This window comes from Halorubrum sp. Atlit-28R, assembly GCF_003665955.1.
GTDB classification, from domain to species: domain Archaea; phylum Halobacteriota; class Halobacteria; order Halobacteriales; family Haloferacaceae; genus Halorubrum; species Halorubrum tropicale.
In genome coordinates, this window is sequence record NZ_QPLS01000009.1 from 15,577 (window position 1) to 40,122 (window position 24,546).

The 24,546-nt window shown below is 69.5% G+C and carries 23 protein-coding genes and 1 tRNA gene; 15 read left to right on the forward strand and 9 right to left on the reverse strand.

The genetic code is table 11. The annotated features are described in order from the left end of the window. Positions 1-143: 143 nt before the first annotated feature. Both DVK06_RS13220 and truA read left to right on the forward strand, forming a co-directional pair. Positions 144-638, forward strand: coding sequence for a universal stress protein (locus DVK06_RS13220; RefSeq protein ID WP_121600604.1), 495 nt, complete (start codon positions 144-146; stop codon positions 636-638). After that, a complete protein-coding gene (truA, locus tag DVK06_RS13225) occupies positions 635-1,552 on the forward strand; it encodes a tRNA pseudouridine(38-40) synthase TruA (RefSeq protein ID WP_121600605.1) in 918 nt (305 codons plus the stop codon). The genes DVK06_RS13220 and truA overlap by 4 nt, the downstream gene beginning before the upstream one ends. Positions 1,553-1,574: 22 nt before the next feature. Here truA and DVK06_RS13230 read toward each other — a convergent pair whose 3' ends face one another. Further along, entirely contained in the window at positions 1,575-2,108 is a 534-nt protein-coding gene (locus DVK06_RS13230) for an HTH domain-containing protein (protein WP_053772585.1), read from the reverse strand. A gap of 424 nt (positions 2,109-2,532) precedes the next feature. Here DVK06_RS13230 and nadE point away from each other — a divergent pair, with 424 nt between their 5' ends. Further along, a complete protein-coding gene (gene nadE, locus DVK06_RS13235) occupies positions 2,533-3,504 on the forward strand; it encodes an NAD(+) synthase (RefSeq protein WP_121600606.1) in 972 nt (323 codons plus the stop codon). Positions 3,505-3,533: 29 nt separating this feature from the next. On the opposite strand, the gene DVK06_RS13240 is transcribed toward nadE, so the two are convergent. Then, positions 3,534-4,976, reverse strand: a complete 1,443-nt coding sequence (locus DVK06_RS13240) for a M28 family metallopeptidase (RefSeq protein ID WP_121600607.1) — start codon at positions 4,974-4,976, stop codon at positions 3,534-3,536. A 117-nt stretch (positions 4,977-5,093) separates the two neighbouring features. On the opposite strand from DVK06_RS13240, the gene DVK06_RS13245 reads away from it, so the two are divergent. Beyond that, positions 5,094-5,164 (forward strand) — tRNA-Gly (locus DVK06_RS13245). Positions 5,165-5,482: 318 nt separating this feature from the next. Here DVK06_RS13245 and DVK06_RS13250 read toward each other — a convergent pair. Next, complete coding sequence (locus DVK06_RS13250) at positions 5,483-6,958, reverse strand: KaiC domain-containing protein (protein WP_121600608.1); 1,476 nt, start codon at positions 6,956-6,958, stop codon at positions 5,483-5,485. 147 nt (positions 6,959-7,105) lie between these two features. On the opposite strand from DVK06_RS13250, the gene DVK06_RS13255 reads away from it, so the two are divergent. Together DVK06_RS13255 and DVK06_RS13260 are read left to right on the forward strand one after the other, a co-directional pair. Next, a complete protein-coding gene (locus DVK06_RS13255; RefSeq protein ID WP_121600609.1) occupies positions 7,106-7,933 on the forward strand; it encodes an NAD(+)/NADH kinase in 828 nt (275 codons plus the stop codon). Between the two features lie 76 nt (positions 7,934-8,009). Continuing rightward, positions 8,010-8,702, forward strand: a complete 693-nt coding sequence (locus DVK06_RS13260) for a VTT domain-containing protein (RefSeq protein ID WP_121600610.1) — start codon at positions 8,010-8,012, stop codon at positions 8,700-8,702. A gap of 299 nt (positions 8,703-9,001) precedes the next feature. On the opposite strand, the gene DVK06_RS13265 is transcribed toward DVK06_RS13260, so the two are convergent. Beyond that, positions 9,002-9,709 carry a DUF4382 domain-containing protein gene (locus tag DVK06_RS13265; RefSeq protein ID WP_121600611.1) on the reverse strand — a complete coding sequence of 236 codons (708 nt, stop codon included), beginning with the start codon at positions 9,707-9,709 and terminating at the stop codon, positions 9,002-9,004. Position 9,710: 1 nt separating this feature from the next. Then, the gene (locus DVK06_RS13270; RefSeq protein WP_121600612.1) at positions 9,711-10,010 is read right to left on the reverse strand and encodes a hypothetical protein; all 300 of its coding nucleotides are present in this window, start codon (positions 10,008-10,010) and stop codon (positions 9,711-9,713) included. 516 nt (positions 10,011-10,526) lie between these two features. Between DVK06_RS13270 and DVK06_RS13275 the strand changes: the two genes are divergently transcribed. Both DVK06_RS13275 and DVK06_RS18345 read left to right on the forward strand, forming a co-directional pair. Next, positions 10,527-11,576, forward strand: a complete 1,050-nt coding sequence (locus DVK06_RS13275) for a substrate-binding domain-containing protein (protein ID WP_147438085.1) — start codon at positions 10,527-10,529, stop codon at positions 11,574-11,576. Positions 11,577-11,804: 228 nt separating this feature from the next. After that, positions 11,805-12,032, forward strand: coding sequence for a hypothetical protein (locus DVK06_RS18345; protein ID WP_147438086.1), 228 nt, complete (start codon positions 11,805-11,807; stop codon positions 12,030-12,032). Positions 12,033-12,183: 151 nt separating this feature from the next. Here the strand turns inward: DVK06_RS18345 and aspS are convergent, their stop codons facing one another. Then, complete coding sequence (aspS, locus tag DVK06_RS13280; protein ID WP_121600614.1) at positions 12,184-13,488, reverse strand: aspartate--tRNA(Asn) ligase; 1,305 nt, start codon at positions 13,486-13,488, stop codon at positions 12,184-12,186. A gap of 557 nt (positions 13,489-14,045) precedes the next feature. Between aspS and DVK06_RS13285 the strand changes: the two genes are divergently transcribed. Further along, positions 14,046-14,378 carry a hypothetical protein gene (locus DVK06_RS13285; RefSeq protein ID WP_121600615.1) on the forward strand — a complete coding sequence of 111 codons (333 nt, stop codon included), beginning with the start codon at positions 14,046-14,048 and terminating at the stop codon, positions 14,376-14,378. A 27-nt stretch (positions 14,379-14,405) separates the two neighbouring features. On the opposite strand, the gene larC is transcribed toward DVK06_RS13285, so the two are convergent. Beyond that, on the reverse strand, positions 14,406-15,791 hold the full coding sequence (gene larC, locus DVK06_RS13290; RefSeq protein ID WP_121600616.1) for a nickel pincer cofactor biosynthesis protein LarC: 1,386 nt from the start codon (positions 15,789-15,791) through the stop codon (positions 14,406-14,408). Positions 15,792-15,983: 192 nt separating this feature from the next. Here larC and DVK06_RS13295 point away from each other — a divergent pair, with 192 nt between their 5' ends. The 4 genes from DVK06_RS13295 (at position 15,984) to DVK06_RS13310 (ending at position 19,828) form a co-directional block, all read left to right on the forward strand. Next, entirely contained in the window at positions 15,984-16,286 is a 303-nt protein-coding gene (locus DVK06_RS13295; protein ID WP_053772596.1) for a hypothetical protein, read from the forward strand. 241 nt (positions 16,287-16,527) lie between these two features. Then, the gene (locus DVK06_RS13300; protein WP_121600617.1) at positions 16,528-18,750 is read left to right on the forward strand and encodes a CDC48 family AAA ATPase; all 2,223 of its coding nucleotides are present in this window, start codon (positions 16,528-16,530) and stop codon (positions 18,748-18,750) included. A 177-nt stretch (positions 18,751-18,927) separates the two neighbouring features. Beyond that, the gene (locus DVK06_RS13305) at positions 18,928-19,461 is read left to right on the forward strand and encodes a DUF5815 family protein (RefSeq protein WP_121600618.1); all 534 of its coding nucleotides are present in this window, start codon (positions 18,928-18,930) and stop codon (positions 19,459-19,461) included. Positions 19,462-19,603: 142 nt separating this feature from the next. Further along, a complete protein-coding gene (locus DVK06_RS13310) occupies positions 19,604-19,828 on the forward strand; it encodes a hypothetical protein (protein ID WP_121600619.1) in 225 nt (74 codons plus the stop codon). 83 nt (positions 19,829-19,911) lie between these two features. On the opposite strand, the gene DVK06_RS13315 is transcribed toward DVK06_RS13310, so the two are convergent. Further along, positions 19,912-20,127 (reverse strand): hypothetical protein, encoded by a 216-nt coding sequence (locus DVK06_RS13315; RefSeq protein WP_121600620.1) that lies wholly within the window; start codon positions 20,125-20,127, stop codon positions 19,912-19,914. A gap of 200 nt (positions 20,128-20,327) precedes the next feature. On the opposite strand from DVK06_RS13315, the gene carB reads away from it, so the two are divergent. Continuing rightward, positions 20,328-23,558 carry a carbamoyl-phosphate synthase large subunit gene (gene carB, locus DVK06_RS13320; RefSeq protein WP_121600621.1) on the forward strand — a complete coding sequence of 1,077 codons (3,231 nt, stop codon included), beginning with the start codon at positions 20,328-20,330 and terminating at the stop codon, positions 23,556-23,558. A 205-nt stretch (positions 23,559-23,763) separates the two neighbouring features. Next, on the forward strand, positions 23,764-23,931 hold the full coding sequence (locus tag DVK06_RS18715) for a hypothetical protein (protein ID WP_158295140.1): 168 nt from the start codon (positions 23,764-23,766) through the stop codon (positions 23,929-23,931). 4 nt (positions 23,932-23,935) lie between these two features. On the opposite strand, the gene DVK06_RS13325 is transcribed toward DVK06_RS18715, so the two are convergent. After that, entirely contained in the window at positions 23,936-24,529 is a 594-nt protein-coding gene (locus tag DVK06_RS13325) for a nitrous oxide reductase accessory protein NosL (protein WP_121600622.1), read from the reverse strand. Positions 24,530-24,546 lie beyond the last annotated feature (17 nt).

A 24,546-nucleotide genomic window follows, 5' to 3' on the forward strand; every position in this document is an offset into this window, starting at 1 on the left:
CCTACCCATCCGGCGCCCGACTGCCGCCCGGCGACACCCTCGATCGACCGTCGCTGACCGCCTTCCCGACCGGTCAGCCGACAGGTCCGCCGACCGGTTCCCCGGCCGACAGGACTTTGCGGGTGGGCGTTCCGTACCCACGCATGTACGACGACATCCTCCTGCCCGTCGCCCCCGGCGGCGAGGCGAACGACGCCATCCCGCACGCGGCCAGCCTCGCCGAGCGGTACGACGCGACGGTCCACGTCCTCTCGGCCGCGGATACCGCCGCCGACACGCTCGCCGGCCCTCGGGCGGGCGTGTTCTCCGACCGACTGGCGGACGCGGCCGAGGAACGGGTCGAGGCGGTGACCGCCGAGTTGGAGGCGAGGGGCGTCGAGACGGTCGGCAGCGTCGTCCGCGGCGACCCCCTGGAAGTCATCGAGAACGCCATCGACGACGGCGCCGACATCGTCGTCATGCCGAGCCACACCCGTCGGGGGATCCGCCGGTTCCTCCTCGGCAGCGTCACTGAGAAGGTCGTCCGCGTCGCGTCGGTGCCGGTGGTGACCGTCCCGATGGCCGACCCCGACGAGGCCGAGGCGGACCCGCCGGACACCGGCGAGGCGGGCGACCGCGAGCCGTCCGGCGCCCAGTGACGGGCGCGTCGAACGGACGCGACACGGTCACGCGCGCCTTCCGCGTCGCGTACGACGGGCGGGCGTACGCCGGCTTTCAGCGCCAGCCCCACGCCCGCACCGTCGCGGACGCGCTCCTCGAAGCGCTCGCGGACCACGGCCTCGTCGAGCGCGGCGACGGGTCGACGCACGCCACGCCCACGGGCTACGCCGCGGCCGGGCGGACCGACGCCGGCGTCTCGGCTGTGGCCCAGACCGTCGCCTTCGAGGCGCCGACCTGGCTCACGCCCCGCGCGTTCAACGGCCACTTGCCGGGGTCGGTCCGCACGTGGGCGGCTGCCGACGTCGGCGACGGCTTTCACGCGACCCACGACGCGGCCCGGCGGACGTACCGGTACCACCTCTACGCCCCCGAGTCCGGGGCCGAATCCGCCTCGGACCGCGCGCGGCAGGACCCCGAGCACGCGGTCGACGACGACCGATTCCGGGAGGCGCTCGCGCGGTTCGACGGCGAACGCGACTTCCACAACCTGACGACCGACGAGACGGGGACGGTCCGCGACCTCGACGCGGGCGCGACCCGCGGGGGCGACACGCTCGTCGTCGAACTCTCGGCGGACGGCTTCCCGCGGGCGCTCGTGCGGCGGGTCGTCGCCGCGGCCCGCGCGGTCGGCCGCGGGACCGCCGACCTCGCGTGGATCGACCGACTGCTCGCCGCCGAGCCGATACCGGGCGACCGCGGGATCGGTCCCGCGCCGCCGGAGCCGCTCGTGCTGTGGGACGTGACCTACCCCGACGCCTCGTTCGCCGTCGACCGCGAGGCCGCGGAGAGCGCGCGCGTCGCCTTCGGCGAGCGACACAGGGACGCGCGACACGCCGCGTCCGCCACCGACGCGGTCCGCGACAGGCTGCTCTCGGCGGTCGAGGGAGACTGACCGCGGGCGCCGACCGAGCCGCTCAGGCGGCCGAGCCGCCCGTCGGGGTCTCCATGCCGTCGACGCGGACCAAGAGGCTGTTGCCGTCGACGTTCGTCGCGTCGACGACGCCGGAGAGCCGCAGCCCGGTGGCCGGCGTCGGCCCGACCGTCACGTGGTCGCCCGCGTCGAAGGGGCCGACCGGGCCGCGGATCACGAGCTCCGCGCGGCACAGTTCCGGGTTCGCGACGCTCGACAGGTCTATCTCCGCGACGGTGACGTCCTCGACCAAGGTGCCCTCGCGCTCGACCGGCGTCGTCGCGGCGTCCTCCAAGCGCTCGATGCCGAGCGCGTCGTACGCCCCGTCGGTCGGGATGTAGCCGCCGTCCGGCCCGGCGACGCCCTCGACGAGGCCGAGGGTGCTGAGGCTCCCCATCCGGTTCCGTACCGTCCCCGCGTTGCGGTCGATTGCGTCCGCGATCTCGCGGCCCTGTACCGGCGCCTCTCGACCCTCCGAGAGGTTCACGAGCGCTGTGAGCACGCGTTCCTGACTCGAACTCAACTGGATCTTCGACATGGCAATATAGAACTGGATACAGTTAATAAAAGTTTGCGTATAACGACATTATATGATTAGAAATGTGGTTATCTGCGCTATTCTTACAAAAAAAGCAATAATTTTGGATACAAGACTTCATATACAGGTCACGGCGCCAATCGAGACGTCTTATATTCAATTATTTGAAATACCTTGGCGATAATTGCTTGTATATATGGTTTCTCCGCTTTTGTACCCACGAAACACTAGTAAATGTACCATCTCCTTATATTATCTACACCGCAAGTATTTACTACCGCGACCGGAAGCGGCGGGCGACGAATGACGATCCTACGCGACGCCCGCGATCGCTCGCAGAGACGCGCCCGCGCTCCGCGCCGAACCGTCGGACGCTCCCGCGGGCGCACGAAGCGGACGGGGCGGACGGCCCGCGGAGGCGAGGATGGCTGACCGCGAGTCGGCGTTCGACCCGGACGATGCGGCCACCGAGCGCTCGGGGAGAGCGACGGGCTCAGGCGACGGCGGAGCGGCCGCCGGCCGGGTCCTCCCCGCCTCGCTGCTCCCGGACCGGGACCCCGCGCTCGAACGCGATCGAATCAGGTCGTTCGTGGCCGACCGGGTCGACGCCGCGGGCGCCGACGGCGTGGTCGTGAACATGAGCGGCGGGCTCGACTCGACGGCGACGGCCGCGCTCGCGGTCGAGGCGCTCGGGACAGACCGCGTGTACGGGCTGATCCTGCCGTGTAACAAGATCGGCGCGCCGCACGCCCGCGACGCCGAGGCGCTCGCGGAAGCGCTGGGTATCGACCACGACACGGTCCACCTCCAGCCGGTGTTCGCGCAGTTCGGCGCCGCCGTCCCGGACCGCTTCGACCTCCACGACGAGCCGGTGCGGTCCGGCAACGCCGTCGCGCGGCTCCGGATGGCGGTCGCCTACCTCGCCGCGAGCGCGACGGACCGCCTCGTCTGCGGCACCGCGAACCGGAGCGAGCTCCTGCTCGGCTACCTGACGAAACACGGCGACGGCGCGGCTGACCTGTTCCCGCTGGGCCACCTCTACAAGACCGACGTGCGGGCGCTCGCGAGCGAGCTCGACGTGCCGGAGTTCGTCGTCGAGAAGGCGCCGACGGCGGGCTTCCTCCCGGGACAGCGCGACGCGGACGACCTGGGCGCGCCGTACGAGGTCATCGACCCGGTCCTCCACCTCGGCGTCGACCGCGGGCTCAGTCCCGAGTCCGTCGTCGAGCGGATCGCGGCGGCGCTCACGGAGGGCAAATCCCCCGCGGCCGACACTGGGGCCGGCACCGACCTCGACGCGGTCGACCGCGAGCTCGTCGCGGACCTGCTCGGGCGTCACCGCGCGTCGGCGCATAAGCGGCTTCCCGCGCCGACGCCGGACGCTGACCTGGAGTGAACGACCGGCGGGCCCGTCCCCCCGCTCGATCAGTCCCAGTCGGCCGGCCAGAGATCGGCGGCGCGCATCCCCGTCTCGAAGTCGGCCTCGCGGAACGCGGCCGCGAGCTCGTCGCGGTCGAGCCGCGGGAGGTCGCGTTCGGGCGCCGCGAACTCGGCGACGAGCAGCGCGATCAGCATCGCGTGTTCGCGGACGTTCCTGTCGTCCACCTTGTCCCGCGTGTCCGCGTGCGTGTGCCCCCAGCCGCGCCCGCGGTCGCCCGAGTCGCTGTGGAGCTGGAGCGCCGGCACGCCACGGCGGACGAACGGCCACTGGTCGGAGAACGGGTGCGGCTGCGCGTCGACCTCGATCGGCTGCCGGGTCGCGGTCGACACCGCCTCCGCGACCGACGCGGCCGCCGTGGAGGCGTGCGCGAGCGCGACGAGGTCCCGGAACCGCCCGGCTCCGTCGACGTTGACCACGCCCTTCACCCGGTCGAGGTCCAGCCGGTCGGCGAGGTGCTCCGCCCCGAGCAGCCCCACCTCCTCGGCGCCCACCGCGACGACGTCGACGCCGATCGGGAGGTCGGCGTCCGTCAGGATGTCGGCCGCGGTCGCGACCGTCGCGATCCCGCAGCCGTTGTCGAGCGCGCCCTCCGCGATGTCGTGGGCGTCGTAGTGTGCGAGCAGCAGGACCCGCTCGTCGGTGTCCGGCCCGGTGCTCCCGAGGACGTTGCGGCTCTCGCCGGGCGTCGTCGACGCCTCGACCGACAGCTCCGCCCGTGCGACGTCGTCTTTCGCGGCCCCGACGGCGCCGCTCCCGCCGCCCACAGCGTACTCGCGCAGCCACGCGCCGGTCTCCTTCGAGACGCCGACCGCCACGGCCTCGGCCTCCTCGCCGAACGTGAGCGACCCGGTGGGGGGCAGCTGGCCGTCGAGGTGGTTGACGAACACGAACCCGACGGCGCCCGCGTCGAACGCGTAGCCGAACTTCTCCATGCGGTGGACGAACCGGTCGCCGGAGGGCGTGGTCGTCGACGCGACCGCGATCCGGCCCTCGACGTCGCGCTCGTCGATCTCCGCGGGGGTGCCGTAGCCCACGTCGACGAGTTCGCCCGAGACGCTCCCCGACGGCGAGTACGGCAGCGCCAGGGCCTCGAACGAGCGCGTCGACGGCTGGCTGTCGCGGCCCGAGACGGTCACGTCGAGCGACGCCGACCCGCGCTCCCAGACCGGGAGGTCGAACGGCTCCGTGCGCACGTCCGCGAGCCCGACGCGCTCGAATACATCGGCGACGAGGCCCGCCGCCCGGCGCTCGCCCTCGCTCCCGGCCATCCGGCTCCCGATCGCGGTGAGGTCGGTGAGGAAGCGCCACGGATCGTCGTCGGTCCAGGTCGCGCCGAGGGCGGGGGCGAGTTCGTCCGCGCGCTCGCGGACGCGGTCGACCGCCGCGGCCGCCTCGGGTCGCGCCGCGTCTGCTGCGTCGTCGGTCATGGGCGTGCGTCCGTCGGTGAGGGCTTAAGCGTGTGGCTCGCGGCACCGCGGCTCGGAGCCGGCCGGCGTCCGCCGAAACGCTACGTTCAAGTGGGACGGTCGGGTACCTCAATTTGAGCACCGTTGGTCCAGTGGTAGGACATTAGCTTCCCAAGCTAATAGCCCGGGTTCAATTCCCGGACGGTGCATTCCTGCGGCGAACAATCCGTGAGCCGCAGGAATCAGCAGGGGAATTGAACCCTATCAGACGCGCGCAGCGAGTGAAACGAGCGAGCACGTCTGATTCCGGTTCACTTCCCGGACGGTGCACTTCTGACGGACTTTGTCAGTCAGCGTTTGCCTCGCTTCGCTCGGTAAACTCTCTTCGGTCGTGCTCCGTCCGTTGTCCCGTTCACTCCGCTCACGGGACTCCCGGACGGTGCATTCCTGCGGCGAACAATCCGTGAGCCGCAGGAACCGTAGCCGAATCCGCTCCGGAAACTCGGTGCCGACACGGCCGCTCGCGGTCAGAAGATGTTCGCCTGATCGTACACGGAGATTCCGGTGTCCGTGATGTCGTACGGCTTCGTCTCGCGGGAGTGGTTCGCGTCGCGGATCTTCTGGATCTCGACGGCCAGCCGGGTCTCGCGGAAGTCGGAGCCGCGGACGTACTGGAGGACGAAGACGGCGTCCGTGAGGTACTCCACGATCCCGTGCCGCGAGGCGTACGGCGTGTCCTCGCTCGCCTCGGAGGTGAGCAGCGTGGTGACGCCCGATTCCTTCAGCGAGCGCGTGAACCCGAACACCTCCGATCGGCGTTTCGCCGGGTGGTCGTACATCATCTCCAGGAGGGAGACGGAGTCGAGCACCAACCGGTCGGCGCCGAACTCGGAGATGAGCCGGACGAGGTCGTTGCGGATCGACGACAGCGAGTTGGCCATCTCGATCGGGTCGATGGCGACGACCGCGAGGCGGTCCTCGCCGGCGTGTTCGCGGAACGACCACCCCTTCTCGGTCGCGGTGTCGAGGATCGACTCGCGCGTCTGTTCCAGCGTGATGTAGATCCCTCTGTTCCCGGACTCGAGCGCGCGGTTGAGGAACTGGAGCGCGAACGTCGTCTTCCCCGTCCCGGCGCCGCCGATGACAGACAGCAGCGACCGCTTGGGGACCCCGCCGAGGATCATGTCGTCGAGCCCCTCGATCCCGATGTCAGTCCGCGTGATCTCCGACTCGAACTCGTCCGGGTCGGCGTCGAAGTCGGGCGGGCCGCCGGCGTCCGCGTCGCCCCCGAGGTCGCCGAACCCGAAGTCGTCGTCGCCGGCGGTCGCGGCGCCGCGGTAGCCGCCGAAGGGGTCGCCACCGCCCTCGGTCCCGCCGCCGCCCGCGCCGCTCGGTCCGCCGCCTCCTCCCCGACTCCCGCCGAAGGGGTCGTCCGCGCCGAACGGGCCCCCACCGCCCGAACCGGTGTCCGTCCCCGCGCCGGAGCCGCTCTCGGGGACGCCGTCAGCGTCTGTCCCGCCACCCCCGCCGAAGGGGTCGTCCCCGCCGAGGGAGTCGAACCCCTCGTCCGCGTCGAGGTCGCCGAACGCGTCGGCCGGCACGCCGTCGTCCGCCGATGGGGGGGTCTGCCCTTCGCCTCCGGACTCGTCGTCGCCTCCGACATTGCCGTCGAACGGGTCGCCGTCGTCGGCCGCGGCGCCCCCCTCGTCCGTTTCCGTGCCTACATCCTCGTCCGCATCTTCGGACTTAGATTCGGAGTCGGCACCGCCGCCCAAGTCGCCGAGCTCGGCCGCCGGATCGTCGTAGTCGGTCGACACGGGATCAGGCTCGCCGTCATCCGAATCGCCGTTCGCGGGATCGATTTCTGCCGCTCCGTCGGCCGGGCCGTCCGCCGCTCTCTCGTCGTCGCCGGATCCGCCCGCCGCGTCGCCCACCGGCCGCTCGTCGGACTCCTCGTCGGTCTCGCGCAGCGCGCGCTCGAACCAGTCGTCCTCCTCGCTCATCGTTTTCGCCGCCCGTGGGGGGTCGACATGGCCCGAGCAACGCGGCCGAGCGGCTTTAAACTTTCCGGCGGGGCGCCGGGACCCGGGAACCCGGCGGAGCCGCCCGATGTCCGCACGCTTTTATCCGGGGATCGGGATGGGTCTGTCATGGAAGTGGGCATCGTGGCGCGAAAGGGCAGCGAGCGGGCGGCGTCGCTCGCGGCGACGCTCAGAGACGTCGTCGTCGACGCGGACGAGAGCGTCTGGCTCGACGAGGAGACCGCCGCGGCCCTCAACGCCGGCGACGAGGCCCGGCCGGTCGGCGCGTTCGACGACTGCGACCTGGTCGTCGCGGTCGGCGGCGACGGGACGTTCCTGTTCGTCGCGCGCAACGCCGGCGACACCCCGATCGTGGGCGTGAACCTCGGCGAGGTCGGCTTTCTCAACGCCGTCCAGCCGGCGGACGCGGCAACGGCGCTCCGCGCCGAGATCCGGGCGTTTCGCGACGGCGGCTTGGACGTCCGCGAGGCTCCGCGGCTCGCGGCCAGCGCCGGCGACTGGACCTCGACGCCGGCGGCGAACGAGGTGGTCGTCCAGGGCGGGCGCCGCGGGCCGGGCGGCGGCATCGACTACGAGGTGCGCGTCGACGGCTCGCGGTACGCCGGCGGCCACGCCGACGGGGTCCTCGTGGCGACGCCGACCGGGTCGACGGCGTACAATCTCTCCGAGCGCGGCCCGCTGGTCCACCCCGATGTCGGGGGACTGGTCGTCAACGAGATGGTCGCGGACGAGGGGATGCCGCCGCTCGTGGTGGACGCCGACGCGACCGTCACCGTCGCCGTCGAGAGCGACGCGGGAGCGACGGTCGTCAGCGACGGCCGCGACACCGAGACCCTCGACGGGCCGGTCGAGGTGACAGTCGAGCGCGCCGCGCCGCCGATACGGATCGCGGGGCCGCCCTCCGACTTCTTCGAGGCGCTCGGGAAGCTGTCGTGACCGTGGCGGTCGCGCCGGCGACCCCCGCTCGAACGCACCCACAAAGCGTTTACCGGACGCCCGCGGACGCGGGAGCGTGAATCGCCGGACCACGGTCGGTCGGTACGCGCTCGGCGGGACCGCCGTCGCCACGCTCGCGGCGGTCGCGCTCGCGGTCTCCCCGGAGGCGGCGCTCTCGCGGCTCCGCTGGCTCGCGACCGATCCGCTCCGCTTCGGCGCCGCCGTGGTCGTGCTGGCGGCCGTCAGACCGATCCTCGCGTGGCCGACGACGCTGCTCGCCGTCGTCGTCGGGTTCGGATACGGCTGGGTCGGGACGCCGTTCGCGCTCGCGCTCGTGGTCGGCACCGCCGTGCCCCCGTACGCGCTCGCTCGGGCGGGGCGGCTCAGGCTCGGAGGCGACCTCGACACGGCCGAGGACTCGGGTGTCGCAGCGCGGTTCTGTCGCGCCGGCGAGCGCTTCGCGGCCGAGTCCGGCGGCGTGCGCGCCGTGGCCGGGACGCGACTCCTGCCGCTCCCCTCCGACGCGGTGACGGTCGGCGCCGCGGCCGCGGGGGTCGGGGCCCGACCGTTCGTCTTCGGGACCGCGCTCGGCGAGCTGCCGTGGGTCCTCTGCGGGGTCGCCGTCGGCGTCTCGCTCGACCGCCTCGCGGCGGGCGGCGGGTCGCTCGTGGACCCCGCGGTGATCCTCGGGATGGCCGGCGTCGGCGCGTTGGTGCTCGCCGGCCCCCTGTACCGGACGTTCGTGCGGTCGGACGCGGCGGCCGCCTGACTAGATAGAGAGCGACGCCGCTCCGCGAGCGGTCGGGTGAACGGATCGGAGAAAGCGAAGACCGTCCGTGCGTCGTCGTCGCGCGGACGATCCGTGCGGGTCGTGTGCCTCTGACGGCGACGGGATGCCTCAAGTCGGGGACCGACCGCAGCGGCGCGCGCATTCCCCCGGTCCCCGAATCCCGGGAACCGACCCAGCCCTGACCCCGAAGCCGCGGTCGCGTCCGACGGCTCGCACGCACGCGCGAGCCGTCGGACGCGACCGCGGCTCCAACGGGGGACCGGGGGACTGCGGCGGCGCTACGCGTCGGCGGTCTCGTTGTCGCCGCTCGAACCGCTCCCGTCGGACTCGCTCGACTTCTCGTACTCGACCTCGATGCCGCTCGGCACGGGCCGGAGGAGGTAGCGGCCGTTCCCCCGGAGCACCGGCGCGAAGTCCGCAGTGAACGTCGTCCGCGTGTTCTCGCGGATCTCGAACGACTCGTTGAACTTCAGGGGCGCGTTGCCCGGCAGGTCGACGGTCGCGTCGCTCCCGTCGGTGAGCGTCCCGTCTGCCGACGACACGTCCAGTTGGAGGTACGGGTACTCGCCGGTCTGAAGCTCGCGCTCGTCGATCAGCTTCGTCTCGCCGTTCTGAAGCTCGACGAGGTCGGCCTCCTGCGGCTCGTCGAACTCGAAGTACTCGCGACCCTCTTCGGCGTCCTCCTCCCCGTCGGTCTCGTTGCCGCCGGCGTCCGCGTCGTCGCCGGTGTCGGTCTCGTTGTCGGCGTCCTCGGCGTCCTCGTCGGGGTCGTCGCCCTCCGGCCCGAGCCAGAACCCCTCGACGGTGACGACGAGCGACTCGAAGTCGCCGATGTCCGCCGGCTGGTCCGTCACCCGCGTCGCGAGCGTCCCGCTCGCGCGGCCGACGCAGCCGGCCAGGCCGGCCGCGCCGAGCGCGGCGGCGCCGGTCGCCTGAAGATAGGTCCGGCGGTCGAGCGCGTCGAGGTCGAGCGTGCGGTCCGTCACGTTACGCACCCCCGTCGGCGTCCGTTCCGTCGCTCGCGTCGCTCTCGCCGGCGCCGTTCCCGGCGACCTCGCTCACGGTCTCACCGAGGTCGTCGACGCCGCCGCCGAGGAACTCGTTCACGCTGTCGAGGATGCCGCCGACGAAGTCGGGCACCTGGTCCGGGAGGTCGCCCGGCGGCCCGGCGTCGCCGGAGGCGCTGTCCGGGCCGGGCGTCGCCGCGACGGCACCGGCGGCCGCGCCGGTCCCGATCAGTACAACCGTGGCCAGCGCCACGAGCAACGTCGTTCGGAGTGCGTTCATTGCGACTCCCTCTCGGGTCCATACCCTCTTTAATGGCGCAAGCCGTTCAGCCGAATTACGTCCAATTTAACTCGGTTTAACGGCCGTGAGAGACTTTGAGACCCGAATCTCATCGGATCGACGAGTTGCTTATAAAAGACCGCGAGCGGTGGCCGGTTCGATCCTCGCTCGCGCGGCGGGATGAGATTCCGCTCGCGCAGCAGCATTCGATGAGATTCCGCTCGCGTAGCAGCATTCGATGATATCCCGCTCGCGCAGCAGCGTGCGATCCTGACCGCCCGGCCGCGTACCGAGGTCGGACGGAACCGCTCTGTTGAAACACTCAGCAAGTGATATTTGGCCCGGTTACGGTCAGTATAGGACAACTGCGGCTCTGTTGAAACCCTCAGCAGTTGATAGAAACCACGTGCGAGATACAGAGGGTTATAGTCAGTAGCTCCCGGTGATGACACTCACGTCGCAGACGGTTCCAACGTGGACACAAATTTCAATACCGTGCCACGGGGACGCTCGACTGTGCCCTCCACAGATCTGTCACCGTTTCAGAATCGGGGCTGGACTCGCCGTGGCCTGTTGACCGGTGGGGCAGCAACTCTCGCCGGGGCCGCCGGGTGTTCCTCGCTTGTCGAGCCACGGACCGACGACCGCGCGGAGGCAGGACCGCTGACAGTCCAAGTACCCCCGACACTGTTTGACGCAATTCACCTCGCCACGGGAGTGTGGAACGCGAATCCGTCGCCCGTAGGCGACGACGTTATCTGGTCAAAAATCGGGACCCGACCGGCGTTCGAGGAGCGAGTAGCGAACCACTTCGCCCGCGAGGCAGCGGTCGCAGTCGACGGCGGGCGGTCTGCCCCACCGTTCCGAGTGGCAGTCGCGCTGGGGGAGCCACCAGAGACGGCGGATTCCATTCTCGATGGGACGGTCGATGTGGGTGGGATCGACAGTAGCCACACTCCGGCCGGTCCCGATCCGGAACGATATTTCGGTGACCGGATCGACGAGATCTATTTCCACCACGTCGGACGCGAGGGATGGGCGTTCATCATCTCGCCCGCCCTCGCCGAGGCGGGCATCGACGCACTCACTCCCGGACAGATCGCGAGCGTCTACCAAGGCGAGGTGACGAACTGGCAAGCGCTCGGAGGGCCCGATCAGGAGCCGTTTGTCTTTCTCGGAGCAGACGTGACCGGGGTTGATCCCGCTTATGAGAGCTTTCTGCGCGAGAACGACGCTGTGCCCGAAGCACTCGGCGCCCGATACGGGCAAGCCGACGAGTTCGTGACTGCCGCAGCTGAACGCGACAACGCAATTGGGGTTGTCCAAGCCGGCGGTGTTCGTATCGCCCGAGACCGCGGCGTTCCGACCTTGGACGTGCTCGTTGACGCCGAGCGGCGGACCGTGTATGACGAGGGCTACCCAATGACCGATGATGTCTACCTGTACACGCTCGGCGAACCCGATACCCGAGAACGGGCGTTTCTCGACCTGCTGTCCTCGCCCTTCGGTCAGCATACCCTTGTCGCCAGAGAGTTGCTTCCCGTGGAACCGCTCGCTAAGTCGTGAACAACAGGACAAATCCCTCCCAGCGTGGTCTCTCCTCGGTATCGATTGGTCTCGAACGTCCTGTTTCTGACCAACCGATTCTGACCGATTCGCGCTCTGTATTCAGCACGTCTCCAAGAACACATCACCTACTGAGGATTTCAACAGAGCCACAACTGCCTATCAAAACGAACGTATGACCGAACAGCAGAGACAAGACATTTACTTGGGTACCTGTCACAATATCATATGATCAGCCTTCCGCTGATCGGATTTGGAATTATATCTATATTCATAGGCGGGATGTTCGCAATACATCCACCTATTATGGATAAGTACTATCGCATCGCGCAGTCATTGGGGACAAAACAGACTGCGGCTGATATCGAAATGACTCAACTATCGATTACTGTCGGCCGGATCGCAGGTGTTGTTATCGTGTTCTATGGTGTTAGATTTGTATTTCTCGGATTGTAACTTATGAGCCAGATTTCTTGAAAATGGACCGGTTAATATGACACATACGCTGCTCTGATATACCGGCTGTTTCAGTCGATATATGTCCGAGGGATAGGGTTTGGTAGAGCCGACGGAACGAGTTTCGGCGATCCGGCGTGGTTCGCTCTCGTTACGGCTCCAGCCGGTTCGGGTCGCGCGGGAACATAATCGCCTCTTTGATGTTGTCGAGGTCTGCGACTTTCTGGACGAGGCGGTCGATGCCGAGCCCGTAGCCGCCGTGCGGGGGCGTGCCGTAGCTCAGCGCCTCGATGTAAAACTCGAAGTTGCTCGTCTCGACGCCCTCTTCCTCCATCACTTCGACCATACGCTCCACGTTGTGCTCGCGCTGCCCGCCCGAGGAGAGCTCCTGGCCCTTGTAGATGAGGTCGAACTTCCGGGAGGCGATGTCGTCCTCCGGCACGTCCTGCATGTAGTAGAACTTCTCGTCGGGGTAGCCGACGACGAAGAACGCCGGGTGACCCTGCTCCTCGAAGTGCTCGCCGAGGAGCTTCTCACCCTTCGTGTCGAGGTCGGTCGGGTCGTCCGGGAAGTGCCCGAACTCGGTTTCGAGGATGTCGAGCGCCTCGTCGAAGGTGATCCGCGGGAAGTCGTCCTCGGGGACCTCCAGGTCGACGTCGAGGAGGTCGAGTTCGCGCTCTGCGTTCTCGGCGACCTCGCGGAGCGCGTAGCGCAGCGACTCCTCCTGGACGTCCATCACGTCGTCGTGGTCGTCGATGTACGCCAGCTCCACGTCGAACATCGCGATCTCGGAGACGTGGCGGGAGGTCGCGAAGTCCTCGGCGCGGAACGCTGTGCCGGTCTCGTAGACGGCCTCGTAGCCCGAGGCCATCAGCATCTGCTTGTACAGCTGGGGACTCTGCGAGAGGAACGCGTCCTGGTTGTAGTAGAGGATCGGGAACAGCTCGGCGCCGCCCTCGGCGCCGCCCTTCGAGATCAGCGGCGTCTTGATGTCGACGTACCCCTCCGATTCGAACCACTCCTCCATCGCGGTGATCAGCTCGGAGCGGAGGGTGAACACCGCGAGCGTCTCCGGCTTCCGGAGGTCGAGCGCGCGGTTGTCGAGCCGGGTCGAGAGGTCGACCTCGATGTCCTTCGAGATCTCCAGCGGGAGCGGGGAGTCTGCCTCGTCGATGACCTCGTACTCGGTGGGCGCGATCTCGACGCCGCCGGGCGCCTGGTCGCTCTCCAGCGGTTCGCCGACGACCCGGACCACGTCCTCGGCGCCCACGTCCTGGACGGCCTCGAACAGCTCCGGCTCGCGCTCCTCCTTGAAGACGATCTGGATGAGCCCCTCGCGGTCGCGCACGATGAGGAAGACGAGGCCCCCAAGGTCGCGGATCTCGTGGACGTGGCCGGCGATGGCGACCTCGTCCGCGTCCGGTTCGACGTCCGACGTGTGAATGCGCTCGATCATGGCGGTGACTGCTTACGCGCAACTGGTCGGGCGGTCGGCATAGGCCTGTCGTCTCGTCGTCGACGGAACCGAGCGCCTGCGCCCGCTCCGGCGGATTCTCGGCGCCTCTCGGGTCGAACACGCCGTGCCATGTGGTCTCATAACTAACATAATTTTAATACAAAACCGACTCTGGACGTGAACGACGGCGCGCCCCGCGCCGCGGATCCCGACCATGACCCGTTCCGCCCGCTCGACGCTCGTGCGGTCCGCGAGCGTCGCGTTCCTCGGGTGGATGGGGACCGGCTACGGGATTCCGACCCCACGGTCCGTCCGCCCGACCGCGTGACGCGCGTCGGCTGGGGAGGTTTCCCCGCGGGACGGACCGCACCCCGTTCTCTCCAGCCGCCGCTGTCCGTCGCGCGCGTCGAGTCGGACGACCGTCACCCTCGCGAGCGCCGCCGCCGGCGACCTCCGCCGTCGCCCCCGCGGCGTTCGGGGACGCGGACCGGTCGCCCCTCGGACCGCGACCCGAGACGGCGACCGGCCGCGCCGCGTTCGACTCGCGGCGAGGGCGTATGGCGGCAGCCATCCACACGCCGTCGGTCGAGGCGGCGGTGACCGTCCGCGTCTCGCAGGCGGCCACCGGCGACCTCGTCGCCGGCGCCAGAGCGCAGATCGAGCGAATCGACGGCCTCCGCGTCGAGGAGATCGAGATCGACGGCCTCCGGCCCGGCCTCAACGACACCACGGTCGAGGCGGTCGCCACCCTCGCGGTCGACGAGGAGGCGGTCTCGCGGGCGGAGGTCGGCGCCCCGGAGGGGGTCGTCGCCGACCGCGTCCGCGAGCGCCTCGCCGACGGCTTCGGCGTCGACCCCGAGCGCGTCGAGCGCGTCGACCCGCCCGACTGACGGGCCGGTCGCGACGTCGGCGTCCCGCTACTCGTCGGCGATCCGCTCCCGCACCGCCGCCTCCGCTCGCCGGAGCACCTCCCGGATCGGGAGGCTCGTCGCCTCCGCGACCGCGGCCGCGTCGTCGTACTCCCCGCTGACGTCGTAGACCTCCCCGTCAGTCGTCGAGGCGACCTTCACGGTGACCTCGTGGTCGGCGCCGTCGACCCGGAGCGTCGCCGTCTCGAACTCTCGTTCCGCGATCCAGCGGTGACTCGCCCCGGACTGGCGCACGCCGAGCGTCCCCGTCTCACGGGCGAGTCGCTCCGCGACCGCCTCGGCGTCCGCCGGCTTACAGATCACCTTCACGAGGTGGCCCGGCCGGGACTTCTTCATCGTCGTCGGAACGATCGTCACGTCCCGCGCGCCGGCCCGTTCGAGCGTCTCCTGAAGCCCGCCGAGGACCTCCGGCGCGGCGTCGTCGAGGTTGGTCTCCAAGACGACAATGTCGTCGCGGACGAGGTTGCCGCCCGCGGTTCGTTCCCGATCGGTCTCGCTCTCCTCCCGTCCCCCATCGCCGACGAGCGCCCGCAGGACGTTCGGGTGGCGCTCGAAGTCGGCGTCGCCGGCGCCGTATCCCGCCCGCTCGACGTCGAGATCCGGGACCGCGTCGACGCCCTCCGCGACGGCCCCGAGGATCGCGGCGCCCGTGGGCGTGAGCAGTTCGCGGTCGATCGGCCCGCCGACGACCCGGAAGCCGGCCCGGCTCGCGATCTCGGTCGTCGCCGGGGCCGGGACCGGGTAGGTCCCGTGGCTCATCTCGACGGTCCCCCCGCCGGCGGCGACCGGCGTCGTGACCACGCGCTCCGGGTCGAGGTCCGCTAACAGCAGCGCCGCGCCGACCACGTCGGCGATCGCGTCGTCGGCGCCCACCTCGTGGAAGTGCGTCTCGGCGAGGTCGGTCCCGTGGACCGACGCCTCCGCGCGGCCGAGCAGCTCGAAGGCGTCGAGCGCGGTCGACTCGACCGCGTCCGGCAGGCCCATCGACTCGACGAGGTCGACCACCTCGCGGTAGCTCCGATGGACGCCGGCGCCCTCGGCGTGCGTCTCGTCTCGGGAGGCGTCCGTCTCGTGGTCATGACCGTGGTCGTGACTATGGTCGTTGTCGGGGCTATGGTCGTGACCGTGACTATGATCGTTGCCGTGGGCGTGGCCGCGATCCGAATCGGCGTCTCCTGCGTCGTCGCCGTCGACGAGGACGTCGACGGTCGTCGCGCGGATCCCGTTCTTCTCCGTCTCGCCGACCGCGTACCGGACCGGGAGCGCGTCGCGCACCGGGCCGAGGACCGCGGGGTCGGCGCCGGCCGCGATCAGCGCGGCGCAGATCATGTCGCCGGCGGCGCCGGTCCGACCGTCGAAGACGAGCGTTCGCATGGCTCCTCCGAGGCGACTGTCCGACAAATACCCCCGGATCGGCGGCTCCGTCGAGCCTATCGGCCGGTGACACGTCCGAGCCGACGGTAGTCGCCGGAGGGTCCGCACACAGGCTGGGACCGCGAGCAACGCCGGCGGGACACTCTCCGTTTCACCAATCATATCCGCGTCGCCGAGCGATCGGCTCGTACCGTGCCCTCCGGAATCAGCGAGGTCGTCTTCAGCGAACCGTCCGGCGGACTCAACGCGTACGCGATGTTCGCCTCCTCACTCCTCATGGCGAGCATCTACGTCTACTTCGGCGTCCTCCGCGGCGTCGCCTCGGTCAACGCGCTCGTCATGGCGGTCGGGTTCGCGCTGTCCGGGGTCGCCGAGTCCCTGCCGGCGGAGCGTCGCCGGTTGGCGGGCTGGGTTCGTGTCGCTGCGGTCCTCCTGTTGACAGGGCTGCTCTTGGTCACGGTTTTCGCCCCCGAAGTCGTTCTCGGCCCGCGGTAGCGGCGTCGCTTCGACGCACACGCCGCGGCGAACGGCGAACGAACGTCCGGTAGAGCGGCCGCGAGTCCACGGCGAAAACGCACGCTTACGACGGGGTTTTATGACCGGACTCCGTATCGTGCTATATGATCACACAGCCTATCGCGGCCGCCGATCGGACCGGCGGAATCGGCGGGCCGGGCACGGGCAACAGGCTTATTCCCGGACCGGATCCAGATACGACCATCCCCCGCGAGGAATCATGAACGAAGTCCAACTCGAAGTGGCGAAGGCGTACCCGAACGACTCGGGGCGCGGCATCGCCCGACTCGACCCCGACACCCTGCTCCACCTGAAGCTCTCGCCCGGCGACATCATCGAGATCGAGGGCGCGGAGACGACCGCCGCGAAGGTCTGGCGCGCCGACCGCCAGGACTGGAACACCGACACCGTGCGCGTGGACGGGTTCACGCGGCAGAACGCGGACGTCGGCATCGGCGAGCGCGTCACTATCCGGAAGGCGGAGGCAGAAAAGGCCGACAAGCTGGTGTTGGCCCCGCCGGAGGAGGCGTCGGTCCAGTTCGGATCCGACGCCGCCGGCATGGTCAAACGGCAGATCCTCAAGCGCCCGGTCGTCGAGCGCGACATCGTTCCCGTGATGTCGTCGACGAACCACCCGTTCATGCGGTCGCCCGGGCAGGCGATCCCGCTGATCGCGGTCGAGACGGAGCCCGACGGCGTCTGTCTCATCACCGAGGACACGGAGGTCGAGCTTCGCGAGGAACCGATCTCCGGGTTCGAGAAGACCGGGGGCGGAATTACCTACGAGGACATCGGCGGCCTCCAGTCCGAGATCCAGCGCGTCCGCGAGATGGTCGAGCTGCCGATGAAGCACCCGCAGATCTTCTCGAAGCTCGGCATCGAGCCGCCGCAGGGCGTCCTGCTCCACGGGCCGCCGGGGACCGGGAAGACCCTGCTCGCGAAGGCCGTCGCCAACGAGACCTCGGCGTCGTTCTTCTCGATCGCCGGGCCGGAGATCATCTCGAAGTACTACGGCGAGTCCGAACAGCAGCTCCGCGAGATCTTCGAGGACGCGAAGGAGGAGTCGCCCTCGATCATCTTCATCGACGAGCTGGACTCCATCGCGCCGAAGCGCGAGGACGTGACGGGCGAGGTCGAGCGCCGCGTCGTCGCCCAGCTGCTGACGATGATGGACGGGTTAGAGACCCGCGGACAGGTGATCGTCATCGGCGCGACGAACCGCGTCGACAGCGTCGACCCCGCGCTCCGCCGGCCGGGCCGGTTCGACCGCGAGATCGAGATCGGCGTCCCCGACGAGGTGGGCCGCAAGGAGATCCTCCAGATCCACACCCGCGGCATGCCGCTGTCGGACGACGTGAGCTTAGACCACCTCGCCGACGAGACGCACGGCTTCGTCGGCGCCGACATCGAGAGCCTCACCAAGGAGGCCGCCATGAAGGCGCTGCGCCGATACCTCCCCGAGATCGACTTAGACGAGGAGGAGGTGCCCCCGAGCCTCATCGACCGGATGATCGTCAAGCGCGACGACTTCTCCGGCGCGCTCAACGAGGTGGAGCCGTCGGCGATGCGGGAGGTGCTCGTCGAGCTCCCGAAGATCTCGTGGGACAACGTCGGCGGGCTCGAAGACGCCAAACAGCAGGTCCAAGAGTCCGTCGAGTGGCCGCTCACCTCGCCGGAGAAGTTCGACCGGATGGGCGTCGACGCCCCGAAGGGCGTGCTGCTGTACGGCCCGCCCGGCACCGGGAAGACGCTGATGGCGAAGGCCGTCGCCAACGAGACGAACGCGAACTTCATCTCGGTGCGGGGGCCGCAGCTGCTCTCGAAGTGGGTCGGCGAGTCGGAGAAGGCGATCAGACAGACCTTCCGGAAGGCCCGGCAGGTGAGCCCGACGATAATATTCTTCGACGAGCTGGACAGCCTCGCGCCCTCGCGCGGTCAGGAGATGGGGAACAACGTCTCCGAGCGCGTCGTCAACCAGCTCCTGACGGAGCTCGACGGCCTCGAAGACATGGGCGACGTGATGGTCATCGGCGCGACGAACCGGCCGGACATGATCGACCCCGCGCTGCTGCGCTCTGGCCGGTTCGACCGGCTCGTGATGATCGGCCAGCCCGACCGGGAGGGCCGCGAGCAGATCCTCGACATCCACACCCGGAACACGCCGCTCGCGCCCGACGTGAGTCTCCGCGAGGTCGCGGAGATCACCGACGGCTACGTCGGCTCCGACCTGGAGGGGATCGCCCGCGAGGCCGCGATCGAGGCGCTGCGCGACGACGACGACGCCGAGGAGGTCGAGATGAAGCACTTCCGGCGCGCGATGGAGTCGGTCCGCCCGACCATCAACGACGACATCCTCGCGTACTACGAGGACGTCAGAGAGCAGTTCAAGGGCGGCGGCGGCGAGTCGCTCCGCGACACCGGCGGCCGGATCGGCTTCCAGTGAGCGCCTGAGTCGCGGGGCCGCAAATCGCCCCGCTCGGACCCGTCGCGATCGACCGTTTTTGCGTTCCCGCATCGAAGCGGAGGCCGATATGTCCGACGGCGTGCTCGTCGGCGTGGATGTCGAGCAGCGATTGCCCCGTTCCGCTCCTTTTAACCTCGACAGCGACCAAGCGGAGGCATGTCCCAGCCCCGCGTCCCCGGCGGCGACGAAAACGCGCTGGAGCTACCCTGCGGGGAGACGGTCGGCGTCGGCGAACTGGACCTCGGGATGCGCGAGTACGAGTGCGCCTGCGGCGAGACGCACGCGGTCGTGATGGACGTTCACCCGCCCGAGCGGTTCCTCCCGGAGTTCCTCGTCGAGGTCCTCCGCGAGGCGATCGACACCACCAGCGAGGAGATGCCCGAGTTCGACACGCCGCACCTGCTCGGCGTCGTCTTGGAGGAGTTCCCCGAGGCGGTCGTCGCGCACGACGCCAGCGAGAACGCCGACGTCGGGTACGCGATGGTCTGGGTCACCGAGTTCGACTCCCGCCGGCTCCACGAGATCGTCGTCGAGCTCGTCGTCGAACTGATGGAACACGCCGTGAGCCACGCCGACGACGACGAGGCGCTCTCGGCGTTCGAGCGGGAGATGGTCGAGTTCGACGTGAGCGAGTTCGTCGAGCAGTACCGCGCGGAGCGCGACCTCGAAGCCGAGGACCCGTACGCCTGAGCCCGGGCCGCCCACCCAGCTTCGAACCCTCACCGGAACCGCGACGAAAGCCGGTTAACGGGCGTCTCGCGCCCGCTGTCAGACAATCGTCCGACTTCTGTCTCACTGAACCCTATATGTTCGGAGACCGTACGTAAGACGTATGAGCGCCGGTGAATACGACCGGTACGACCGGATCCGCGGCGTCCTCGCCGAGGCCGACGAGCCGCTGACGGCGCGGGAGATCCTCGCCCTCGTCGAGGAGTGCGACGAGTGCGAGGAGATCGGCAGCCCGCACCGGGTCGCCACGGTGCTCGGGCGGCGAGCCGAGCGCGGCGAGGTCGAGGTCATCGCGGGGCAGCCGTACCGATACCGGCTCAAGGCCTGAGCGCCGCCCCCGTGCGACACTCGGTTCCCGCGCCGACGCCCCGCCGCTCGGGGCGATGAGCCGGCGGTCGTCCGAGTCCCCTCCTACGGCGTGACTATCAGGTCGAACCGGTAGACGGCGTCACGGTACTCGACGACGGCGTTCCGGAAGTCGACGCGCTCGTCGTAGCCGTCGATCGGTTCGAGGTCGTCCGCGATGGCGAGCACGTCGGGGTCGCCGGCGTTCAGACAGCCGGCCGTGGCGGCGGTGGCGGCGGCGACGCCGAGCGGTCGGAGGGCACTGCGGCGGGAACAGCGCATGTCACTGACCGAATTTCCGACATCTCGGTAAATTCCTTGTGGTGGACCCGTCAGCGCACCGAGACGGCGAGGCGACGAGGAGAACGTGTGGTATCGTACCGACCACCGTGGTAAGATGTAGCTTGCGAAAATCGCAAACTCGTTGCGAGATTCGTACCTTACCGCCGGCCTTATTACGATGAGCGTATTCCGTCCGCTCAATGAGCGAGGACCGGACGATTCTCCTTATCGGCAGCGGACCGATTCAGATCGGACAGGCGGCCGAGTTCGACTACTCCGGCGCACAGGCGTGTCGCGCCCTCCAGGAGGAGGGCGCCCGCGTCGTCCTGGTGAACTCGAACCCCGCCACGATCATGACCGACCCCGAGACGGCCGACCGGGTGTACATCGAGCCGATCACGCCCGAGGCCATCGCGGAGGTCATCCGCATCGAGGAGCCGGACGGCGTCATCGCGGGGCTCGGCGGGCAGACCGGGCTCAACGTCACCGCCGAACTCGCGGAGGAGGGGATCTTGGAGGAACACGGCGTCGAGGTGATGGGGACGCCGCTGGACACCATCTACGCGACGGAGGACCGCGACCTGTTCCGCCAGCGGATGGAGGGCCTCGGACAGCCGGTCCCGAAGTCGACCACCATCTCCTTGGACGACGACGAGTCGGTCACCGACTTCGACGAGGCGGCCTTCCGCGAGCGCGTCCGGGAGGCGGTCGACGCGGTGGGCGGCCTCCCAGTCATCGCGCGGACGACGTACACCCTCGGCGGCTCCGGCTCCGGCGTCGTCGACGAGTTCGAGGAGCTGGTCGAGCGCGTCCGGAAGGGGCTGCGGCTCTCGCGCAACAGCGAGGTGCTGATCACGGAGTCCATCGCGGGCTGGGTCGAGTTAGAGTACGAGGTGATGCGGGACGCCGACGACTCCTGTATCATCATCTGTAACATGGAGAACATCGACCCGATGGGGATCCACACCGGCGAGTCGACGGTCGTCACGCCGTCGCAGGTGATCCCCGACGACGGTCACCAGGAGATGCGGGACGCGGCGCTCGAAGTGATCCGCGACTTAGGGATCCAGGGCGGCTGTAACATCCAGTTCGCGTGGCACGACGACGGCACCCCCGGCGGCGAGTACCGCGTCGTCGAGGTGAACCCCCGCGTCTCGCGCTCCTCCGCGCTCGCGTCGAAGGCGACCGGGTACCCGATCGCCCGCGTCACGGCGAAGGTCGCACTGGGCAAGCGGCTCCACGAGATCGACAACGAGATCACCGGCGAGACGACGGCGGCCTTCGAGCCCGCCATCGACTACGTGGTGACGAAGGTGCCGCGGTGGCCCATCGACAAGTTCGACGACGTGGACTTCGAGCTCGGCACCGCGATGAAGTCCACCGGCGAGGCGATGTCGATCGGCCGCACCTTCGAGGAGAGCATGGTGAAGGCGCTCCGCTCCTCGGAGTACGACCCCGCCGTCGACTTCGACGCGGTCGACGACGGCGAGCTGGAGTCGGAGTATCTCGAACGGCCGAGCCCGGACCGCCCGTACGCGATGTTCGAGGCGTTCGACCGCGGGTACTCGGTCGACGAGGTCATCGACCTGACTGGCATCCACCGCTGGTACGTCGAGCGCTTCGAGAACATCGCCGAGGGCACCGCCGCGGCCGCCGAGGGCGACTTCACCGAGGCCGCGATGGTCGGCCGCACCGACGCCGAGATCGCGGCGACCGCGACCGCCGGCGGCGTCGACGCCGACGTGGGGCAAGTCGAGAGCGCCGTCCCCGACCGCACCTACAAGCAGGTCGACACCTGCGCGGGCGAGTTCGAGGCCTCCACCCCGTACTACTACTCCGCGCGCCTACCGGAGTTCCTCCGGGGCGCCGATACCGCGGGCGCGGCGAACGAGGTCCGCGTCGACCCCGACGTCGAGAGCGTCGTGGTCGTCGGCGGCGGGCCGATCCGCATCGGGCAGGGCGTCGAGTTCGACTACTGCGCGGTCCACGCGGTGCGCGCGCTCCGCGAGCTGGGCATCGACGCGCACGTGATCAACAACAACCCCGAGACGGTCTCGACCGACTACGACACCTCCGACGGGCTGTTCTTCGAGCCCATCTCCGCCGAGGAGGTCGCCGACGTGATCGAGACGACCGGCGCCGACGGCGTGATGGTCCAGTTCGGCGGGCAGACCTCCGTCAACGTGGGCGAACCCCTCGAGGCGGAGATCGACCGCCGCGGGCTCGACTGCGAAATCATGGGCACGAGCGTCGAGGCCATGGACCTCGCCGAGGACCGCGACCGGTTCAACGTCCTGATGGACGAGCTGGGGATCGCCCAGCCAGAGGGCGGCACCGCGACGAGCGAGGCGGAGGCGCTCGAACTCGCCCACGAGATCGGCTACCCGGTCCTCGTGCGCCCCTCCTACGTGCTGGGCGGCCGCGCGATGCGGGTCGTCGAGGACGACGCCGAGCTGGAGGAATACATCGAGGAGGCGGTCCGCGTCTCGCCGGACAAGCCGATCTTAGTCGACCAGTTCCTCGACGACGCGGTCGAGCTGGATGTCGACGCCGTCGCGGACGGCGAGGACGTGCTGCTCGGCGGCGTGATGGAGCACGTCGAGAGCGCGGGCGTCCACTCGGGCGACTCCGCGTGCATGATCCCGCCGCGCTCGCTCGGCGACGAGACGCTCGGTCGGGTCCGCGAGGTCACCGAGGACATCGCCCGCGCGCTCGACACGGTCGGCCTGCTCAACGTCCAGCTCGCCGTGACCGGCGTCGACGACCCCGAGGCGGACAGCGAGGTGTACGTGTTGGAGGCGAACCCCCGCTCTTCGCGCACCGTCCCGTTCGTCTCGAAGGCGACGGGCGTCCCCATCGCGAAGCTGGCGGCGAAGGTGATGACCGACGACCTGACGCTCGCCGACCTCGACGCGGACGAGCAGATCCCCGCACACCGCTCGGTGAAGGAGGTCGTCCTGCCCTTCGACCGCCTGCCGGGCTCGGACCCGCGGCTCGGCCCGGAGATGAAGTCCACCGGCGAGGTGATGGGCACCGCGACCTCCTTCGGCAAGGCGTACGACAAGGCGCAGGACGCCACCGGGAAGCCGATCCCGGAGTCCGGCACCGCCGTCGTCGACCTCTCGGCCGAGGAGTTCCCGGACCCGGGGACCGAGGCGGGCGAGGCGCTCGTCGACGGCTACGCCGAGCACTTCGAGCTGAGCGAGGCGACGGACCTGATCGAGGCCGCCAAGCGCGGCGACCTCGACCTCATCGTCTCGCGCCAGCGCGACCTGCTGGAGGTCGCCGTCGAGGAGGAGATCACCTACTTCTCGACGCACGCCTCCGCGAAGGCGGCGCTGGAGGCGCTCGACCACGCGGGCGACGACCTCGACGTGATGGCGGTCTCGGACCGCCCGAAGCGCGTCGAGCAGTGGGGCGCCGCGGAGTAGCCCCGGGCGCGACTCGGTCGGCCGGACGCTCTTTTTCGGCTCGTTAGGCCACACGCCCGATTTATCGACCGTACCTAACTCCAACGGCGACGATCGGAGACGGTGTGACTACGCAACTACTTCAGGCGGGCCTGCTCGCCGACCCGGAGCCGGCCGCACCGCTGACCGCGCTCGGCGACTCCGCCGTCGTGTTCAACCACCGGGTGTGGACGACCCCGCGGAGACCGGGGCCGGCGGCGTCAAACACGCGCTCGCGGAGACCGTCATGCGACGCTCCGACGAGGCCGGCATCGGGTTCCCGTACCCCCGCACCGAACTCGTCGGCTCGCTCGGCGTCAACCAGATCGGTCGCGACGCGACGGCGGACGACTGACGGCTCACAGTGCTTCGAGCGTCGCGCGGTCCACCTCGGTCGCGGGCATCGCCTCGCCGCCGTACTCGGCGACGAACGACTCGACGTCGCCCTCCTCGCTGAACGGGATCAGGTCGGGTCCCATCGCGCCGATCACCTCGCTGCGCGCGACGACGGTGAGAGAGGGCTCGCGGGCGAACGCCTCGCTGTCGACGTGCGAGGAGAACATCGTGTCGCCGCCCTCCTCGAACACCTCCTGCTCGACCGCGGAGTAGTCGGTGAGAAACGTCGCGAGCGGCGTGCGCCCGGAGTCTTCGGCGTCGAAGCGGTAGGTGTACGTACAGGTGGCGCTACAGAACTGCGCCGGGCGACCGCCCTCCGGTTCGTCGTCCTCGAAGTGGACCTGCCCGACCGTTCCCGGGTGGTCCGCGACGATCATCCCGCACTGGTCGCATGCCTGGTCGTCGTCGATGGAGACCGGGGCGATCGAGTTCGACCCACCGCCGGCGCAACCGGCGACGGAACCGATCCCTGCGGCGGCGATTCCGGCGAGCACTCGGCGCCGCGGGACGCTCTTCGAGCTGGCGGGCGTGGGAGTCGATGGGTCGCGTTTCGTCATGGTCGTAGTTGGGGTAC

Coding starts and splice junctions, on each gene's coding strand:
- DVK06_RS13220 (WP_121600604.1), top strand. CDS start 144: ATGTACGACGACATCCTCCTGCCCGTCGCCCCCGGCGGCGAGGCGAAC.
- DVK06_RS13230 (WP_053772585.1), bottom strand. CDS start 2,108: ATGTCGAAGATCCAGTTGAGTTCGAGTCAGGAACGCGTGCTCACAGCG.
- nadE (WP_121600606.1), top strand. CDS start 2,533: ATGGCTGACCGCGAGTCGGCGTTCGACCCGGACGATGCGGCCACCGAG.
- DVK06_RS13240 (WP_121600607.1), bottom strand. CDS start 4,976: ATGACCGACGACGCAGCAGACGCGGCGCGACCCGAGGCGGCCGCGGCG.
- DVK06_RS13250 (WP_121600608.1), bottom strand. CDS start 6,958: ATGAGCGAGGAGGACGACTGGTTCGAGCGCGCGCTGCGCGAGACCGAC.
- DVK06_RS13255 (WP_121600609.1), top strand. CDS start 7,106: ATGGAAGTGGGCATCGTGGCGCGAAAGGGCAGCGAGCGGGCGGCGTCG.
- DVK06_RS13270 (WP_121600612.1), bottom strand. CDS start 10,010: ATGAACGCACTCCGAACGACGTTGCTCGTGGCGCTGGCCACGGTTGTA.
- DVK06_RS18345 (WP_147438086.1), top strand. CDS start 11,805: ATGATCAGCCTTCCGCTGATCGGATTTGGAATTATATCTATATTCATA.
- aspS (WP_121600614.1), bottom strand. CDS start 13,488: ATGATCGAGCGCATTCACACGTCGGACGTCGAACCGGACGCGGACGAG.
- DVK06_RS13285 (WP_121600615.1), top strand. CDS start 14,046: ATGGCGGCAGCCATCCACACGCCGTCGGTCGAGGCGGCGGTGACCGTC.
- larC (WP_121600616.1), bottom strand. CDS start 15,791: ATGCGAACGCTCGTCTTCGACGGTCGGACCGGCGCCGCCGGCGACATG.
- DVK06_RS13300 (WP_121600617.1), top strand. CDS start 16,528: ATGAACGAAGTCCAACTCGAAGTGGCGAAGGCGTACCCGAACGACTCG.
- DVK06_RS13305 (WP_121600618.1), top strand. CDS start 18,928: ATGTCCCAGCCCCGCGTCCCCGGCGGCGACGAAAACGCGCTGGAGCTA.
- DVK06_RS13310 (WP_121600619.1), top strand. CDS start 19,604: ATGAGCGCCGGTGAATACGACCGGTACGACCGGATCCGCGGCGTCCTC.
- DVK06_RS13315 (WP_121600620.1), bottom strand. CDS start 20,127: ATGCGCTGTTCCCGCCGCAGTGCCCTCCGACCGCTCGGCGTCGCCGCC.
- carB (WP_121600621.1), top strand. CDS start 20,328: ATGAGCGAGGACCGGACGATTCTCCTTATCGGCAGCGGACCGATTCAG.
- DVK06_RS13325 (WP_121600622.1), bottom strand. CDS start 24,529: ATGACGAAACGCGACCCATCGACTCCCACGCCCGCCAGCTCGAAGAGC.